The sequence below is a fragment of the Xanthomonas vesicatoria ATCC 35937 genome (genome assembly GCF_001908725.1).
Classification (GTDB): domain Bacteria; phylum Pseudomonadota; class Gammaproteobacteria; order Xanthomonadales; family Xanthomonadaceae; genus Xanthomonas; species Xanthomonas vesicatoria.
In genome coordinates this window covers 1,757,206-1,774,446 of record NZ_CP018725.1, presented here as the reverse complement: position 1 = coordinate 1,774,446, position 17,241 = coordinate 1,757,206, and the positions used below count along the sequence as shown (strand labels likewise).

At 64.7% G+C, this 17,241-nt stretch carries 14 protein-coding genes; 12 read left to right on the top strand and 2 right to left on the bottom strand.

What is annotated here, in order from left to right; all coding sequences use genetic code 11:
- The first annotated feature begins 5 nt into the window (after positions 1 to 5).
- The 8 genes from gudD (at position 6) to BJD12_RS07600 (ending at position 10,143) form a co-directional block, all read left to right on the top strand.
- Complete coding sequence (gudD, locus tag BJD12_RS07640; RefSeq protein WP_005995858.1) at positions 6 to 1,358, top strand: glucarate dehydratase; 1,353 nt, start codon at positions 6 to 8, stop codon at positions 1,356 to 1,358.
- A gap of 76 nt (positions 1,359 to 1,434) precedes the next feature.
- The gene (locus BJD12_RS07635; RefSeq protein ID WP_005995856.1) at positions 1,435 to 2,706 is read left to right on the top strand and encodes an OprD family porin; all 1,272 of its coding nucleotides are present in this window, start codon (positions 1,435 to 1,437) and stop codon (positions 2,704 to 2,706) included.
- 35 nt (positions 2,707 to 2,741) lie between these two features.
- Positions 2,742 to 4,283 (top strand): galactarate dehydratase, encoded by a 1,542-nt coding sequence (gene garD / locus BJD12_RS07630; RefSeq protein ID WP_005995854.1) that lies wholly within the window; start codon positions 2,742 to 2,744, stop codon positions 4,281 to 4,283.
- A 386-nt stretch (positions 4,284 to 4,669) separates the two neighbouring features.
- Positions 4,670 to 5,050: a RidA family protein gene (locus BJD12_RS07620; RefSeq protein ID WP_005995852.1), complete on the top strand. Its 381-nt coding sequence runs from the start codon at positions 4,670 to 4,672 to the stop codon at positions 5,048 to 5,050.
- 39 nt (positions 5,051 to 5,089) lie between these two features.
- Positions 5,090 to 7,234, top strand: coding sequence for an ATP-dependent DNA helicase RecG (gene recG, locus BJD12_RS07615; protein WP_005995850.1), 2,145 nt, complete (start codon positions 5,090 to 5,092; stop codon positions 7,232 to 7,234).
- A gap of 138 nt (positions 7,235 to 7,372) precedes the next feature.
- The gene (locus tag BJD12_RS07610; RefSeq protein ID WP_005995849.1) at positions 7,373 to 8,311 is read left to right on the top strand and encodes a nucleoside hydrolase; all 939 of its coding nucleotides are present in this window, start codon (positions 7,373 to 7,375) and stop codon (positions 8,309 to 8,311) included.
- A gap of 71 nt (positions 8,312 to 8,382) precedes the next feature.
- Positions 8,383 to 8,625 (top strand): type B 50S ribosomal protein L31, encoded by a 243-nt coding sequence (locus BJD12_RS07605; RefSeq protein ID WP_010364531.1) that lies wholly within the window; start codon positions 8,383 to 8,385, stop codon positions 8,623 to 8,625.
- Between the two features lie 228 nt (positions 8,626 to 8,853).
- Positions 8,854 to 10,143, top strand: a complete 1,290-nt coding sequence (locus BJD12_RS07600) for a citrate synthase (RefSeq protein ID WP_039409911.1) — start codon at positions 8,854 to 8,856, stop codon at positions 10,141 to 10,143.
- A 231-nt stretch (positions 10,144 to 10,374) separates the two neighbouring features.
- On the opposite strand, the gene BJD12_RS07595 is transcribed toward BJD12_RS07600, so the two are convergent.
- Both BJD12_RS07595 and BJD12_RS07585 read right to left on the bottom strand, forming a co-directional pair.
- Positions 10,375 to 11,022 carry a hypothetical protein gene (locus tag BJD12_RS07595; protein WP_042828428.1) on the bottom strand — a complete coding sequence of 216 codons (648 nt, stop codon included), beginning with the start codon at positions 11,020 to 11,022 and terminating at the stop codon, positions 10,375 to 10,377.
- A 536-nt stretch (positions 11,023 to 11,558) separates the two neighbouring features.
- Entirely contained in the window at positions 11,559 to 13,988 is a 2,430-nt protein-coding gene (locus tag BJD12_RS07585; RefSeq protein ID WP_005995838.1) for a penicillin-binding protein 1A, read from the bottom strand.
- A 215-nt stretch (positions 13,989 to 14,203) separates the two neighbouring features.
- On the opposite strand from BJD12_RS07585, the gene BJD12_RS07580 reads away from it, so the two are divergent.
- From BJD12_RS07580 to BJD12_RS07565, 4 genes are read left to right on the top strand one after another with little or no spacing between them, the layout of a single operon-like run.
- Positions 14,204 to 15,262, top strand: a complete 1,059-nt coding sequence (locus BJD12_RS07580) for a pilus assembly protein PilM (RefSeq protein ID WP_039423791.1) — start codon at positions 14,204 to 14,206, stop codon at positions 15,260 to 15,262.
- A complete protein-coding gene (locus BJD12_RS07575; RefSeq protein WP_005995834.1) occupies positions 15,262 to 16,047 on the top strand; it encodes a PilN domain-containing protein in 786 nt (261 codons plus the stop codon). Before BJD12_RS07580 ends, BJD12_RS07575 begins: the two co-directional genes overlap by 1 nt.
- Positions 16,044 to 16,709, top strand: a complete 666-nt coding sequence (locus tag BJD12_RS07570) for a type IV pilus inner membrane component PilO (protein WP_005995833.1) — start codon at positions 16,044 to 16,046, stop codon at positions 16,707 to 16,709. The genes BJD12_RS07575 and BJD12_RS07570 overlap by 4 nt, the downstream gene beginning before the upstream one ends.
- Complete coding sequence (locus BJD12_RS07565; protein WP_005995831.1) at positions 16,706 to 17,239, top strand: pilus assembly protein PilP; 534 nt, start codon at positions 16,706 to 16,708, stop codon at positions 17,237 to 17,239. The genes BJD12_RS07570 and BJD12_RS07565 overlap by 4 nt, the downstream gene beginning before the upstream one ends.
- The last annotated feature ends 2 nt before the right edge of the window (positions 17,240 to 17,241 follow it).

Sequence of the window (17,241 nt, the reverse complement as noted above, 5' to 3'; positions counted from 1 at the left end):
TTTCGATGAATATCCATACCGCACCTGCAAGTATCGGCGCCACGCCGCGCATCACCGACATCCGCGTGGTGCCGGTCGCCGGCCAGGACAGCATGCTGCTGAACCTCAGTGGCGCACACGCGCCGTACTTCACCCGCAATGTATTGGTGCTGCGCGATTCGTCTGGACGCACCGGCGTGGGCGAAGTGCCTGGCGGCGCGGCCATCGCCGGCTTGTTGCACGAGGCGGCGCCGCTCGTTCGCGACCGCTCCATCGCCGAGTATCAGCGCATCCTCAACCAGGTGCGCACTGCCTTTGCGGACCGCGACAGCGCCGGCCGTGGCCTGCAGACCTTCGATCTGCGCATCATCCACGCGGTGACCGCCATCGAATCGGCGTTGCTGGATCTGTTGGGGCAGTTCCTCGATCAACCGGTCGCCGCCTTACTCGGCGAAGGCCAGCAACGCGATGCGGTGGATGTGCTGGGCTATCTGTTTTTCATCGGCGACCGGCGCAAGACCGCGTTCGATTATCGCGACGGCAGCGGTGCTCGCGATGACTGGGAGGCGGTGCGCGACCAGGAAGCCTTGACGCCGGCTTCGGTGGTGCGCCTGGCCGAAGCAGCCTACGAAAAATACGGCTTTCGCGACTTCAAGCTCAAAGGCGGCGTATTGCGCGGCGAAGATGAGATCGAGGCCATTGTCGCGTTGCACAGACGTTTCCCGCAGGCGCGCATCACCCTGGACCCCAATGGCGCATGGTCGCTGGAGCAAGCCATCGCCCTATGCCGCGATATGCACGGCGTGATGGCCTATGCCGAAGACCCGTGCGGTGCGCAGGATGGCTATTCCGGCCGCGAGATCATGGCCGAATTCCGCCGTGCTACCGGCTTGCCGACCGCCACCAACATGATCGCCACCGACTGGCGACAGATGGGCCACGCCATCCAGCTGCAATCGGTAGATATCCCGCTGGCCGACCCGCATTTCTGGACGCTGCAAGGCGCGGTGCGGGTGGCGCAGCTATGCCGCGACTGGGGTCTGACCTGGGGCTCGCATTCCAACAATCACTTCGATATTTCGCTGGCGATGTTCACCCACGTCGCCGCAGCAGCGCCGGGGCGGGTCACCGCGATCGACACGCACTGGATCTGGCAGGACGGCCAACGCCTGACCCATCACCCATTGCAGATCGTCGGCGGCCAGATCCAGGTACCGGCAAAGCCCGGTTTGGGTATCGAACTCGATATGGATGCCCTGGATGCGGCGCATCGCACTTACCAAAGTCTGAGCCTGGGTGCGCGCGATGATGCCACCGCGATGCAGGCCTTGATTCCCAACTGGAGCTTCGACAACAAGCGGCCGTGCCTGGTGCGCTAACCGTGCGGTGGCTGCCGCCGAATGCACGGCATGCAGTGGCCGAGTCGAAGAGGTCTGGCAGGTGGAGAGCGGGACGATGAAAAACGTGATGGCACTCGGCAGCGCAGCGCTGCTGGCGGTCGGTGCGGGCGGAGCTGCGCGTGCGCAGGAACCGGACGCGGGATTCTGGAATGGTGCAACGGCCGAGGTCACTGCGCTCAACTTCTATTACAACCGCGACTTCCGCAGTGGCGAAGGGCAGGGCAAGCGCGCCGAATGGGCGCAGGGGTTCGTGGTGGATGCCAAGAGCGGCTATACGCATGGCCCGATCGGCGCCGGGCTGGATCTGCTCGGCATCGGCGATTTCAAGCTCGATGGCGTGCGCGCCGAAGGCGGCACCGGCCTGCTGCCCAACAACGACGATGGCAGCGCGCAACACGCGCTGACGCGGGTGGCGCCCACGCTCAAGCTGCGCGCCTCGCAAACCGAGTTGAAGTGGGGCAGCTTCATTCCCAACGAGCCGCTGGTGCGCGCCAGCATCACCCGCATCATGCCGGAGACGTTTCAAGGCGTGACGCTGGAATCCAAAGACGTACCCAAGCTCGACCTGTTGCTCGCGCGTTTCACCAGCGCCTGGTACCGCGATGGCGATTCGCGCGTGCCCATCACCTTGACCAACAAGAATCGCCGTTTTCTGGGTACGCCCGATTCGGATGCGTTGGATCTTGTCTCGGCCACCTACAGCGTTGCGCCCGGCACGCAGCTGCGCTATCAGGGCGCGGTGATGGAAGACATCTACCGGCAGCAGCTCTACAACGTCATCCAGACGCAAAAATTCGGCAAGGATCAGTTACGCGTAGACCTGCGTTATTTCCGCACCGATGACGTGGGCCAGTCGCGTGCCGGGCCGATCGACAACCGCATGTTCAGCAGCATGGTGTCCTGGCGCACCGGTGGGCAGGAATTCGGCGCCGGCTATCAACGCCTGTCCGGCCCCAGCGCGATGCCCTGGCCGGGCGGCACCGACGGTAATGTCTTCAACTGGACTTTCATCAACGACTTTCTCGAACGCGGCGAGCGCAGCTGGCAGCTGCGTTACAGCATCGATGGCAAGAGCATCGGCATCCCCGGGCTCAGCGTCATGGCGCGCTACATCAGCGGCGACCATGCACAGCCGGCCACCTACGCCGGCGAAGGCCGCGAGTGGGCCCGCGACGTCTTGACCACCTATCAGTTCCAGAACGAGCGCTTCAAGCATGTGAGCGTCATCTGGTTCAACGGCACCTTCCGCTCCAATTACCAACGCAATGTCGATGAAAACCGCTTGATCCTGCAGTACCGCCGTCAGTTCGACAGCCCCGACCGGTAATGCATTCCACCCCACGCTTGCAAGGTAGCCCCACGATGTCCGCAACCCCGCAACCCACCCGCTGGCTCAGCATCCGTGCGCATGCGCGCGACAACGTCGCCATCGTCGTCAACGATGACGGTGCGCCGGCCGGTGCCACCTTTCCGGATGGGCTCACCGCCATCGAACACATTCCCCAGGGCCACAAGATGGCGCTGCGCGACTTGCCCGCCGGCGCCCCGGTGATCCGCCTGGGCGCGGTGATCGGCACCGCCAATGCCGCGATCGCACGCGGCGCCTGGGTCAGCGAGCAACTGCTGGCGATGCCGGAGGCCCCCGAGCTGGCCACGCTGGATCTGGCGCTGCATCCGGCGCCAGAGCCCGAGCCGCTGGAGGGCTACACCTTCCAGGGTTACCGCAACCGCGATGGCAGCGTGGGCACGCGCAACATCCTGGGCATCATGACCAGCGTGCAGTGCGTGGTGGGCGTGCTCGGCCATGCGGTGGAACGCATCCGCACCGAGCTGCTGCCCAAGTATCCCAATGTCGACGACGTGGTGGCGGTCAATCACGTCTACGGCTGCGGCGTGGCGATCACCGCGCCCGAGGCCATCATCCCCATCCGCACGCTGCGCAACATCGCGCGCAGCCCCAACTTCGGCGGGCAGGCGCTGATCGTGGGCCTGGGCTGCGAAAAACTTGCGCCCGAGCGCCTGCTGCCGGACGACGCCAGCGCCGACGACAGCGGCGTCTACCGCCTGCAGGAAGCCAGCCTTGGCTTTGCCGACATGGTGGGCTCGATCATGGCCATGGCCGAAGAACGCCTGCGCCATCTGGACCTGCGCCGCCGCGAAACGGTGCCGGCCAGCGAACTGGTGGTGGGCATGCAGTGCGGTGGCAGCGATGCATTTTCCGGCGTCACCGCCAACCCGGGCCTGGGCGTGGCGACCGACCTGCTGGTGCGCGCCGGCGCCACGGTGATGTTCTCGGAAAACACCGAAGTGCGCGACGGCATCCACCTGCTGGTGCCACGCGCCGCCAATGCCGACGTGGCCAAGGCGCTGGTGCGCGAGATGGCCTGGTACGACGCCTACCTGGCGCGCGGGCAGGCCGATCGCAGCGCCAACACCACGCCCGGCAACAAGAAGGGCGGGCTGGCCAACATCGTGGAAAAGGCGATGGGCTCGATCGCCAAGTCCGGCTCCTCGCCGATCAACGGCGTGGTGACACCCGGCGAGCGCGTCAAAGGACGCGGACTGCAGTACTGCGCCACCCCGGCCAGCGATTTCGTCTGCGGCACGCTGCAGGTGGCCGCCGGCATGAACCTGCATGTATTCACCACCGGCCGCGGAACGCCGTACGGCCTGGGCATGGTGCCGGTGATCAAGGTGGCTACCCGCAGCGAACTGGCGCAGCGCTGGTCCGACCTGATGGACATCGACGCCGGCGGCGTGGCCACCGGTGCCAAGACGCTGGAACAACTGGGCTGGGAGCTGTTCCAGCGCTATCTGGACGTTGCCAGCGGCCAGCGCACCTGGACCGAGCACCACCGCCTGCACAACGATCTGGCCTTGTTCAATCCGGCGCCCATCACCTAGCCCGGCTGGGTTGCACGTTTGCGGTAGTGGCGTGGCGGCACTGTGCGACTCTCAGCGTGGCTGTTGCGCTGCGGCGGAGGAGTGGTCCATTTCTGACTCGGTGTCGACCGTGTGGGGCTGCGCGTTCTCGGTATCGTGAGTACCACCGCGTCGTAACGATTGCGCGACTGCGCGCCAGCCTCGTATGTACAGCCCCATCAAAATCATCGCGCGCGCAGGCGAAAGCGAGCAGCAACTGAATCCACCGCAAGATGCCCAACCCATCGAGCAACGCACCACTGCTCGACAACCCCCACCCGCGCGCCGTCACCGCGCAGTCCCCATTCGCCCGTCACTGGCATGCGCCGATACAATGCGCGTTCGTTTTCAGTGTTGACGGAGTCGCCATGTCCCAGATCGTCCATACCGACCAGGCGCCTGCCGCCATCGGCCCTTACTCGCAGGCCGTGCGCGCCGGCAACACGGTGTATTTCTCCGGCCAGATCCCGCTGGACCCGGCCACCGGCGAGATCGTGCCGGGCGACATCGGTGCCCAGGCGCGCCGCGCGTTCGACAACCTCAAGGCCGTGGCCGAAGCCGCCGGTGGCTCGCTCGACAAGATCGTACGCTTGGGCCTTTACCTGACCGACCTGGGCCAGTTCGCCGCGGTCAATGCGGTGATGCAGGACTACTTCCAGGCCCCGTTCCCGGCGCGTTCCACCATTGAAGTCTCCGGCCTGCCCAAGGGCGCCGGTTTCGAAGTCGATGCGGTGATGGTGCTTGAGTGATGGTGCTCGGGTGATCCGGCGCGACTGATCCGACTGGCCGTGCCGCGCGCGAGCGTCGCCACGCCGAGCCTGGCCGTTGCCGGCCAGGTTCCGCTATCCAGCCTGCCCGGCGTCGGCCCCAAAGTGGCCGACAAATTTGCCGCGCGCGGCATCCTGAGCGTGCAGGACCTGTGGCTGCATCTGCCGCTGCGGTATGAAGACCGCACCCGGCTGACCACGATCGCGCAGCTGCAAAGCGGTGTGCCGGCACAGATCGAGGGGCGGGTGGAGGCGGTGGAGCGCGGCTTTCGCTTCCGGCCGGTGCTGCGTGTAGCGATCTCGGACGATTCGCACGGCAGCGTGGTGCTGCGCTTCTTCCATTTTCGCGCCGCGCAGGTTGCGCAGTTTGCAGTGGGCACACGCGTACGTGTGTTCGGCATGCCCAAGCCCGGCCAGAACGGTTGGGAAATTGTCCATCCCAGCTACCGCGTGCTCGCGGCGGACGAAGACGCAGACCTGGGCGACTGCCTGGACCCGGTCTATCCGGTGCTTGAAGGCGTCGGCCCGGCTACGCTGCGCAAACTCATCGGCCAGGCGCTCGAGCGGTTGCCGCCAGAGGCCGCACTGGAATTGCTGCCGCCGCACTGGCTGCAGGACGAACGATTGCCGTCGCTACGCAGTGCATTGCTGACCATGCACCGCCCACCGGTGAACACGGATCCACAGCAACTGCTCGCTGGCGGACACCCCGCACAACAGCGGCTGGCGCTCGAAGAACTGCTCGCGCACCAACTCAGCCTGCGTCGCCAGCGCATCGCCCTGCAACGTTTTCATGCGCCGGTGCTGCCTGGCAATGGCACGCTGGTACGGCGGTTGCGCGCCGCCTTGCCATTCCAGCTCACCGGTGCCCAGCAACGCGTGTTCGAACAGATCGCGCACGACCTGGCGCAGCCCTCGCCGATGCTGCGGCTGGTGCAAGGCGATGTCGGCAGCGGCAAGACAGTGGTCGCTGCCATGGCAGCGATGTTGGCGGTGGAGCAGGGCAAGCAGGTCGCACTGGCGGCGCCCACCGAACTGCTGGCCGAGCAACACCTCACCAACCTGCGCGGCTGGTTGGAGCCGCTGGGCGTGCGCATCGTCTGGCTGGCCGGCAAGGTCACCGGCAAGGCACGTGCGGCGGCGATGGCGGAGGTCGCCTCCGGCCAGGCGCAGGTGGTGGTCGGCACGCATGCCTTGATGCAGGAGGCGGTGGTCTTCCGCGACCTGGCGCTGGCCATCATCGACGAGCAGCACCGCTTCGGCGTGCACCAGCGTCTGGCGCTGCGCGACAAGGGTGCGGCTGCCGGCAGCGTGCCGCATCAGCTGGTGATGACCGCCACGCCGATCCCGCGCACCCTGGCGATGTCGACCTACGCGGATCTGGACGTGTCGGCCATCGACGAGTTGCCGCCCGGCCGCACGCCGGTGCAGACCATCGTCCTGAGCGCAGAACGGCGCCCAGATCTGGTCGAACGCATCCGCGCCGCTTGCGCCGAAGGTCGCCAGGCGTATTGGGTGTGCACGCTCATCGAAGAAAGCGAGGACCCGGGCAAAGCCGCACCGGCCGGCCCGCCGCGCATCGAAGCGCAGGCCGCCGAAGTCACCTTCCAGGCCTTATCGGAGCAGCTACCCGGCGTGCGCGTCGCACTCGTGCATGGCCGCATGAAACCGGCCGAAAAACAAAAGGCCATGCTCGATTTCAAGCAGGGCCGCAGCGATCTGCTGGTCGCCACCACGGTGATCGAAGTCGGTGTGGACGTGCCCAATGCCTCGCTGATGATCATCGAAAACGCCGAGCGCCTTGGCTTGGCGCAGCTGCATCAGCTGCGTGGCCGGGTCGGCCGCGGCGCCGCAGCGTCCAGTTGCGTGCTGCTGTATCAGGCGCCGCTGTCGATGATGGCGCGCCAGCGCCTGGAAACCATGCGCCAGACCAACGATGGTTTCGTGATTGCAGAAAAGGATCTTGAATTGCGCGGTCCCGGCGAATTGCTCGGTACCCGGCAGACCGGCCTGGCCAGCTTTCGCATCGCCGATCTGGCCCGCGACGCCGGCCTGCTGCCGCGCGTGCAGGTGCTGGCCGAGCGCCTGCTCGCCGAAGCGCCGGAGATCGCCGACCGTGTCGTCGCGCGCTGGATCGGTGGCGCGGTGCGGTATGCGGCCGCTTGAGTGGCGGGGATTCGGGAGTCGGGATTGGGGATTCGTCAAAGCGGGGTTGCTGCGACCTGGACGTCCCCGGAATTCGCGCGGCTCGCCGATCCTTGCGAAGATGCGGCAACGAATCCCGAATGCCTGCTCTCCAATCCCATGACAAAAAGAATACCGCTGCTGATCGATACCGACCCGGGCGTGGATGACGCGCTGGCGCTGCTGATGGCGTTCAACGACAACCGCCATGAGGTGGTTGGGCTGACCATCGCTGCCGGCAACGTGGGGCTGGAGCACACCGTGCGCAACGCCTTGAAGGTTTGCGAAATCGCCCGCCGCGCGGATGTGCCGGTGTACGCCGGCTGCCCGCAGCCGCTGCTGCACCCCTCGGTCGATGCAGCGCATGTGCACGGCATTGATGGCTTCGGCGATGTCGGCCTGCCGGCGGCCAAGCGCAGCGCCGAGGCCGAACATGCCGCGCTCGCCATCTTGCGTTTGTCGCACGACTACGCGGGCGAACTGTTGCTGGTCGCCCTGGGCCCGCTGACCAACCTGGCCCTGGCGCTCACCCTGGACCCGACCCTGCCGCAGCGCGTCGGCCGGCTGGTCGTGATGGGTGGGGCGCTGACCGGGCACGGCAACATCACCGCTGCGGCTGAATTCAACATCGGCTTCGACCCGGAGGCCGCACATATCGTGTTCCGCGGCTTTCCGCACTTCGACGTGGCCGACTGGGAAGCCACCATCGCGCACGGCCTGCTGCATCGCGATGTCGAGCAATGGTTGGCGGCCGACAGCGCCCGCGCCCGCTTCTACGAAGAAATCTCGCGCAAGACCCGCTTGTGGTCCGAGGACAGCCGTGGCGAGTACTGGTACGCCGCCGACGCACTGGCGATGGCGTTCGCCCTGCACCCGGAAGGGGCCCAGCGCCTGGAGCAGCGCCCGGTCCATATCGAACTGTCCGGCACCCACACCCGCGGCATGACCCTGGTGGACTGGAACCGGCAAGGTGGCGCGCCCGACAATGCCAACCTGCTGCTGGAGTACGACCGTGGGCAGTTCTACGGTCTGGTGGGGGCGGCATTGGCGGCCCGCTAGGGCCACCTTGCGCCGGGCGAAAGATGGCCGCTATAATGCCCGGCTTATCCAGGCAGCCCGGCGCCAAGTCCATGAAAGATAACGTGCATCCCAACTACAAAGACGTCGTCTTTCACGACGTGACGTCTGATTTCAAGATTCTGACCCGTTCCACCATGGGCTCGAAAGAGACCGTCAAGTGGGAAGACGGCCAGGAATATCCGCTGATCAAGGTGGAAATCTCCTCGGCGTCGCACCCGTTCTATACCGGCAAGCACAAGGTGATCGACACCGGCGGCCGTATCGACAAGTTCCAGAAGCGCTACGCGCGCTGAACTTGCAGGACGGGCTGTACCGACAATGGCCGCGCATTGCGCGGCCATTGTTTTTTGGGCATCCGTGTTTTGTTTGCGTGGTCCCGGCCGCCGCATCTACGACTTCTGTCCAAGCGACGGCCAAAATGCTGCTGTGCGATAATGGCGTGATCCGAGGCGATGCCTTGGACTTCCATCACGTGCCTGCCCATGTGGGATCAGGCGCCTTCCACTGAAGGAGCGTACACAGTGTCCGATCTTGATCAGGTCACGCTCAACGCCGGCGACAAGTCGGTCGTTCTGCCGGTTCTCAAGCCCACGTTGGGCAATGACTGCGTCGATATTTCCAAGCTGACCAAAGAAACCGGTCTGTTCACTTACGACTCGGGCTTCACCGCCACCGCCAGCTGCAAGTCGGCCATCACCTACATCGATGGCGACAACGGCGTGTTGTTGTACCGCGGCTATCCGATCGAACAGCTCGCCGAGAAGTCCAGCTTCCTGGAAGTTTCGTATCTGCTGATGAACGGCGAACTGCCGACGGCGGACGAATTCAAGAAGTTCGACCACGAAGTGACGCATCACACGATGATGCACGAGTCGCTGAAGAACTTCCTCGGCGGTTTCCGTCACGATGCACACCCGATGGCCATGCTGGCCGGCTCGGTCGCCTCGCTGTCGGCGTTCTACCATGACACCCTGGACCTCAACGATCCGGAGCAGCGCCGTCAGGCCGCCATCCGTCTGATCGCCAAGGTGCCGACCCTGGCAGCTGCCGCGTACCGTTATTCGATCGGCTGGCCGATCCGCTACCCGCGCAACAACCTGAACTACGTCGACCGCTTCCTGCACATGATGTTCGAAGTGCCGAGCGAGCCGCTGGAGATCAACCCGGTCGTTGCCAAGGCGCTGGATCTGCTGTTCATCCTGCATGCCGATCACGAACAGAACGCCTCGACCTCGACCGTGCGTCTGGTCGGTTCGACCGGGGCCAATCCGTACGCGTCGGTCGCAGCGGGCATCACCGCGCTGTGGGGCCCGGCACACGGCGGCGCCAACGAAGCGGTGCTGAAGATGCTCGAAGAGATCGGCACTGCCGATAACGTCGAGTCGGCCGTGGCCAAGGCCAAGGACAAGAACTCCTCGTTCCGTCTGATGGGCTTCGGTCACCGCGTCTACAAGAACTTCGACCCGCGCGCCAAGATCATCCGCGAGATGACCCACAAGGTTCTGGGCGAGCTGGGCGTCAACGACCCGCTGCTGGAAGTGGCATTGAAGCTGGAAGAAGCCGCGCTGAAGGACGACTACTTCGTGCAGCGCAAGCTGTATCCGAACGTCGACTTCTACTCGGGCCTGATCTACAAGGCGCTGAATATCCCGGTGGAAATGTTCACCGTGATGTTCGCCATCGCGCGCACCGCCGGTTGGGTGTCGCATTGGCTGGAACAGCAGGTCGACCCGGAAATGAAGATCGGCCGTCCGCGCCAGATCTACACCGGCTACGACAAGCGCGACTACACCGATAGCGCCAAGCGTTAATCGGCTCAAGGTTGTTTGCATAAACGAACGCCCCGCATTGCGGGGCGTTTTTTTTTGCCTGGCGCCGTCATCGAAATTGGGCGTTCGCCAAGACGGACCGGGCATTGATGGGCTGGTGTTGGTACCAGTCATCGCGGCGCTGTCATTGCCCTCTTTGTGATTGCACGAGATGACGGGGCAGTGTGGGAAGCTGCGCGCATGCGCCCAATGCACCGGCATTGTGTGCGCAGCTCAACGGCGTTGCTGGTCATCCGCGCTTTCTTGTTCGGCGAGCACCTGTCGCAATTGTGCAGCCGAGGCGCGTTGCATCGGTTTCTCGTCCAGCTGCGATAGCGGCGCCTGACGCAGCGCGTCGTAGGGCAGTACCGTCAGATCGAACGTCAGTTCCTCAGCACTGAACAGCCAGACCGGAAAATCGCCGCTACGCTCGCGGTCCAGCCGCAGGCGGCGTGTGCGCGCTTCCGCAGGAATGCGGTGTTCTTCCAGGAAGCGCTGCACGGCGTCCGGGTCATCGCTATGCAGCTGCAACTGCACCGGCGCGTTGGCATCGGCGGTGCCGTCCAGCACTGGGCCGGTCAACCGCGGCTGGAACGGGCTCAGAAATTCCAGCGCACGCAAGGCCGCTTCGCGGCGTTGGCGCAAGCGCGTTGCATGGTCTGGCCCGGCGAACAGACGCTGATACTCGCGTAGCGCGTCTTCGATCTCGCGGTTGCATGGCAGCGATGCGTCGTCATGAATACCGAGCCGGCTGGCGGCCTTGAGCTTGGCCTGGTGGAAATCGCGAATACCGCCTTCGGCCATTAGTCTTGCGGCCTCGTGGGCGAGCCGATGACGGCGTTCCCGGGTGCGCGTATCGGCGTGTTGGCGTGCGTGATGCATGACCGGGCTCCCCAGATGAACCTGCGTTCGACTCTACATCAGCCAGATGAAGACATGGCGAACACGGCGTGCACCTCGACGACGAGCTGCATCCTGCTTCCGATCTCGCTCCAATGAGGCGATGGGCAGCAAGGCTCAGCTGCGGGTCGCGTGCCTGGCAGTCAGCTGCCAGGTGCCAGCGTGCACTACCGTCTTTATTCAAACTGCAGTACAGACGCGCGCGGTGCAGTCCATGGCCGCTGACAGCATGGTCGGCAGCGAGTCGTTGCAGGTCGGGCGTGGCTTGGGTTCGCGCCTTACGCATGACGCCGAGGGCGTTAGCGAGGCAAACAAACGGGCAGCGCGTAAGGAGCAAAATTGACACCAACGCTCCAACGCCACCGAGGCGTCGGCCCGCTAGTCAGCGCCGCCCGCGGCAGCGCTCTGCTTGGGCACCCGGAACGCCGCGTCCGTGCCGCGTCCGCCTCACCCGCCCAAGAAAAAAGGGAACCGGACCGGCCACGCCGTTCCGATTCCCCATTTCCGAATCCCGGCTCTTAAAAAATATCGAACGCCTTCTCGTCCTGCTGTTCCTGCAGGCCGTAGTCGTAATCCTGCAGGCGATCCAGGTCTTCGTTCTTGACCCATTCCACCGCGCCATTGATGGTGGCCTGGGTCATGCCCTCGGGCGGGTCGTTGGCGGCGATCGGCTTGTCCTTCAGCGCCACGCGCATGTAGTCGATCCAGATCGGCAGTGCGGCCTTGCCGCCGTACTCGCGATAACCGAGCGAGCGGAAGTCGTCGCGGCCCACCCACACGGTGGTGGCATACGGGCCGCCGAAGCCGGAGAACCAGGCGTCGCGGTGATCGTTGGTCGAGCCGGTCTTGCCGCCCACGTCTTCGCGTCCCAGTACCTTGGCCGCGGTGCCGGTGCCGCGCTGAACCACATCGCGCATCATCGACACCAACTGGTAGGCGGTGCGTGCATCGATGGCGCGCGGCGCGATCTTGGTTTCGGCAATTGCCGCCGGCGCGGTTTCTGCTGGCGTCGGCGCCGCATCGGTCGATGGAGCCGCAGGTGGAGTGGCCGGCGCCTGAGCGCCGAAGTTGAACCCATCCACCACCTGGCTTACCGGCGCGGCCGTGCCGCCCTGCATCGCACAGGTACGGCAGGCCACTGCGGGCACTTCCTTGAACACCACGGTGCCGTCGCGGTCTTTCACTTCGTCCACGATCCAGGTGTCCACGCGCGAACCGCCGTTGGCGAACACCGCGTAGCCACGGGCCACCGATAGCGGCGTCAGCGACGCGGTACCCAGCGACATCGACAGGTTGGGCGGCAACTCGGCCTCCTGGAAACCGAACTGACTGATGTATTTGCGTGCGAAATCGACGCCGATCGCATCCAGCAGACGCACTGACACCAGGTTGCGCGATTGCACCAGTGCCTCGCGCAGCCGCATTGGGCCGCGGAAGCCGCCGCCATCGTTCTGAGGGGACCAGGTCTTGCCGCGACGATCGCGGAACACCACTGGCGCATCCAGCACGATCGAGGCCGGGTTGAAGCCTTTTTCAAACGCCGACGCATACACGAACGGCTTGAAGCTGGAGCCGGGCTGGCGGCGTGCCTGGGTGGCGCGATTGAACTTGTTGCCGGCGAAGCTGAAACCGCCGACCAGGGCGCGCAATGCGCCGCTGTTGGCATCCAGCGACACCAGCGCCGCCTGGCCGCGCGGCAGCTGGTCGATGATCCATTCGCCTTCTTTCTCGCCAGCGCGGATGCGGGTCAGGTCGCCGCGCGTCAGCAGCTTGGCCGGGGTCTTGTTGGTCCAGCGGCTGGCGCTGGCTGGCAGGGTCAACTCGGTCTTGTCGCTCTGCACGACGGTGACGCCGCCGTCTGCATTGGTGCGCGCCACGATGACTGCGCGCAGGCCGCCCTGGGTAAAAGCGCCCGACAGATGCTTGGCCAGGGCCGGCGCATCCGCATCGGCGGCGACATCGAAATGCTGCTCCACACCGTGCCAGCCATGGCGGTGGTCGTACAGGCGCAGGCCTTCGGCAACCGCTGCGTCGGCACCGGTCTGCAGGGTGGAATCGATGGTGGTGGTGACGTGGTAGCCCTTGTTGAGCACATCGCCGCCGTACTTGGCGATCATCTCCTGGCGCACCAGCTCGGCCACGTACGGGGCGTACACCTCGACCGGCGGCTCATGCGGCTTGGCGTGCATTGGCACCGCCTTGGCGGCATCGGCTTCGGCCTGGCTGACGAAGCCCAGGTCGGCCATGCGTTGCAGCACGTAGTAGTCGCGACGTTCCTGGGCACGCTCAGGGTTGCTGATCGGATTTCCGCTGGACGGGAACTTGGGGATGCCGGCCAGCGAGGCCATCTCGTCCAGGCTCAGCTCGCTCATCTTCTTGCCGTAGTAGTACTCGGCGGCGGCACCGACGCCGTAGGCGCGATTGCCGAAGAAGCTCTTGTTGAGATACAGCTCGAAGATCTCGTCCTTGCTCAGTTCACTCTCGATCTTGCGCGCTAGCAGGATCTCGGCGAGCTTGCGGGTGTAGCTGTATTCGGAACTGAGGAAGAACTGCCGCGCCACCTGCTGGGTGATGGTCGAGCCGCCCGGCACGCGCTTGGCGTCGGTACTGGCCAGCAGCCACACCGCGCGGGCGATGCCCTTGTAGTCCACGCCCCCGTGCTCGTAGAAGCGCGCGTCCTCGGTCGCCAGGAAGGCCTGCTTCAGGCGCAGCGGCACGTCCTTCATCTGGATCGGATAGCGCCGGGTCTCGCCGTAGACGGCCATCAGGCGGCCGTCGCTGGAATAGACGTACATCGGCTCCTGCAGCTCGACCTGCTTGAGCGACTGCACGTCCGGCAACTTGGAGGAAATGGCGTAATACAGGCCGCCGGCAGCAATAGCGCCGAGCAGTGCGAGCACAACGAGCGTGGCCAGGATCCAGCCCAGCCAACGGCGAATACGGGGCATGTAAGAGAGATTCCGATTGCAGATTTCTTGGTCACAGAGTATAGATGACGCCGAGTTTGGCTGGGGCCGAACTCTGGGGATCGCAGAAGACAGCACTGGGGTCACGGTCGCGGGGTCATTGCCTTGCGCGTGAAGGGCTTGTCAACTGTTAAAATTTGATTATTAATACGAGGGCGCAGACATGCGTCCAAGTGCCCGTCGGCAGGGGAGTTACCGTGGGGCTTTTACCAAAGAGTCAGTCGCCACTGATTGGTGTCGACATTAGTTCTACTGCCGTGAAGCTCTTGCAGCTGTCGCGCAGCGGGAACCGTTTTCGCGTGGAACATTACGCGGTGGAACCATTGCCGCCGAACGCGGTGGTGGAAAAGAACATCGTCGAAGTGGAGGCGGTGGGTGAAGCCATTCGCCGCGCCATCAATCGCTCCGGCAGCAAGGCCAAGAATGCGGCTGCGGCCGTTGCCGGGTCGGCGGTGATCACCAAGTTGATCCCCATGCCGGCCGATCTGGACGACAGCGATCTGGAAGCCCAGGTCGAACTGGAAGCCACCAATTACATTCCGTACCCGATCGAGGAAGTGAATCTCGATTTCGAGGTGCTTGGCCCGATGCCCAATAGCCCGGACATGGTCCAGGTGCTTCTGGCCGCCTCGCGCTCGGAGAATGTGGAATTGCGCCAGTCGGCGCTGGAACTCGGTGGCCTGACCGCCAAGGTGATGGACGTGGAGGCCTTCGCGGTCGAAAACGCTTTTGCCCTGGTTGCCAGCGAACTGCCGGTGGCCGCCGATGCGGTGGTGGCGCTGGTCGATATCGGCGCGACCATGACCACGCTGAGCGTGTTGCGCTCCGGTCGTAGCCTGTACAGCCGCGAACAGGTGTTCGGCGGCAAGCAGCTCACCGATGAAGTGATGCGCCGCTATGGCCTGACCTACGAAGAAGCCGGCCTGGCCAAGCGCCAGGGGGGGTTGCCGGAGAGCTACGAGGTCGAGGTGCTGGAGCCGTTCAAAGAAGCGACGGTGCAGCAGATCAGCCGTTTGCTGCAGTTCTTCTACGCGGGCAGCGAATTCAATCGCGTCGACTGCATCGTGCTGGCCGGCGGTTGCGCGGCGCTGTCGCGCCTGCCGGAGATGGTCGAAGAACAGCTGGGCGTGACCACCGTGGTCGCCAACCCGCTGGCGCAGATGACGCTGGGGCCGAAGGTTCAGGCCCACGCGCTGGCGCTGGATGCGCCAGCATTGATGATCGCCACCGGCCTGGCCCTGAGGAGCTTTGACTGATGGCAAGAATCAATCTATTGCCCTGGCGCGCCGAGCGCCGGAAGGCGCGCGAGCGTGAGTTCTATTCGATGCTGGGCTTCGCCGCGCTAGGCGGCGTGCTGTTGTCGGCGCTGATCTGGTTCTACTACGACGCGCAGATCAGCGGCCAGACAGAGCGCAATGCGTTCCTGACCGCCGAGATCGACAAGGTCAAGGCGCAGAACGAAGAGATCAAGGAGCTCGACAAGAAGAAGGACCGCCTGCTTGCGCGCAAGAAGGTGATCGAGGAGCTGCAGGCCAACCGCTCGCAGATGGTGCACCTGTTTGATTCTCTGGTTCGCACCATTCCCGATGGCGTGGCGCTGACCAACATCAAGCAGGACGGTGACATCCTGACCCTGGAGGGCCGCTCGCAGTCCAATGCGCGCGTCAGCGCGTACATGCGCAACCTGGAAGGCTCGGGGTGGATGACCAACCCGGATTTGTCGATCATCGAGGCCAAGAGCCAGGACAAGGCCGCCGGCCAGCCTGCCGCTTCGTCGATGGACACCAAGACCTTGCCTTACGTGTTTACGCTGAAGGTCAAGCTGGCCAATCCGAACGAGGCTGACAAGAACGGTGCCACGCCGGCGGTAGTGGATCCGGCCACGCCGGGCGCCACTGCACCGGGTGCCACGCCGGCTGGTACGACGCCTGCTGCCCCGGCAGCTGCGCCCGCGCCTGCAACGCCGCCGAGCACACCTGCAGCTGCACCGCAGGCAGCGCCGGCGCCTGCCAATCGGCCGCAGGAGGGGGCGGCGTCATGAGTAAGAAATCATTCAAGCTCAGCGATCTGGACTTCAACAACATCGGTGGTTGGCCGCAGCAGGCACGCATCGTGTTCTGCGTGGTGGTCGGCCTGTTCATCATGGTGCTGGCCTGGTTTTTGCTCATCAGCAGCAAGCGCGATGAACTCGAAGGGCTGGAAGGTACCGAATCCCAGCTGCGCACCGAGTTCGAGACCCAGCAGGGGCGGGCGGTGAATCTGGAGCCGCTCAAGCAGCAGCTCGCGCAGATGGAACAGGTGCTGCAGCAGATGCTGCGTCAGCTGCCCAGCAAGACCGAAATGCCGGACCTGATCATCGACATCTCGCAGACCGCGCTGTCCAGCGGCCTGTCGAATGAGTTGTTCCAGCCGGGTCCGGAATCGCCGAAGGAGTTTTACGCCGAGAAGCCGATTGCCCTGCGCATGGTGGGCAGTTACCACCAGTTCGGTGCCTTCGTCAGCGGCGTGGCCTCGCTGCCGCGCGTGGTGATCCTGACCATGCACGACATCAACCTCAAGCCCAAGGACGCCAAGGCCGGCATCACGCCGCGCGGTGCGCTGGAGCTGTCAGGCACGGTCAAGACCTATCGTTATCTGGACGATGAGGAAATGGCCGAGCAGGAGAAGGCTGCTGCCGACGCTGCGAAGAAGGGCGGCCAATGACCATGAAATTGCTCAAGATCCTCTCTTGCGTGGCGCTAATTGCAGTATTGCCGGCATGTACGCGCGGCGTGACCAGTACGCCCGGCGATGCACCGAATCTGGAAGCCTGGGTGGCCGAAGTGCGTGCGCGTCCTGCGCCGCCGCTGGAGCCGTTGCCGGTGATGCAGCAGTTCGAGACGTTCGAATACTCGGCGCAGGTGATGCGCGACCCGTTCAGCGATGCCTGGGTCAGTGCGGAAGGCGGCAACGGTACGCGTCCGGATCCGAACCGGCGCAAGGAACCGTTGGAAGCCTTCCCGCTCGACGCCCTCGACATGGTGGGGACCATTGGAGGCGGCTCGGGCCTGATCGCGCTGGTGATGGCACCGGACAAGGTGACATACCGGGTGCGGCCGGGGGTGTATCTGGGACAGAGCGATGGCCGGGTAACCGGGGTCTACGAAGACCGCATCGAGCTGATTGAACTTGTGCCGGACGGTGCGGGTGGATGGCTTGAACGGCCGGCCGCGCTCGCATTGGATGATCAATAAAG

Bases quoted from the DNA above. Each gene is read 5' to 3' on its own strand.
- BJD12_RS07575 (WP_005995834.1), top strand. From the start codon at position 15,262: ATGGCAAGAATCAATCTATTGCCCTGGCGCGCCGAGCGCCGGAAGGCG.
- BJD12_RS07585 (WP_005995838.1), bottom strand. From the start codon at position 13,988: ATGCCCCGTATTCGCCGTTGGCTGGGCTGGATCCTGGCCACGCTCGTT.
- BJD12_RS07620 (WP_005995852.1), top strand. From the start codon at position 4,670: ATGTCCCAGATCGTCCATACCGACCAGGCGCCTGCCGCCATCGGCCCT.
- BJD12_RS07595 (WP_042828428.1), bottom strand. From the start codon at position 11,022: ATGCATCACGCACGCCAACACGCCGATACGCGCACCCGGGAACGCCGT.
- BJD12_RS07570 (WP_005995833.1), top strand. From the start codon at position 16,044: ATGAGTAAGAAATCATTCAAGCTCAGCGATCTGGACTTCAACAACATC.
- garD (WP_005995854.1), top strand. From the start codon at position 2,742: ATGTCCGCAACCCCGCAACCCACCCGCTGGCTCAGCATCCGTGCGCAT.
- BJD12_RS07635 (WP_005995856.1), top strand. From the start codon at position 1,435: ATGAAAAACGTGATGGCACTCGGCAGCGCAGCGCTGCTGGCGGTCGGT.
- gudD (WP_005995858.1), top strand. From the start codon at position 6: ATGAATATCCATACCGCACCTGCAAGTATCGGCGCCACGCCGCGCATC.
- BJD12_RS07605 (WP_010364531.1), top strand. From the start codon at position 8,383: ATGAAAGATAACGTGCATCCCAACTACAAAGACGTCGTCTTTCACGAC.
- BJD12_RS07565 (WP_005995831.1), top strand. From the start codon at position 16,706: ATGACCATGAAATTGCTCAAGATCCTCTCTTGCGTGGCGCTAATTGCA.
- BJD12_RS07610 (WP_005995849.1), top strand. From the start codon at position 7,373: ATGACAAAAAGAATACCGCTGCTGATCGATACCGACCCGGGCGTGGAT.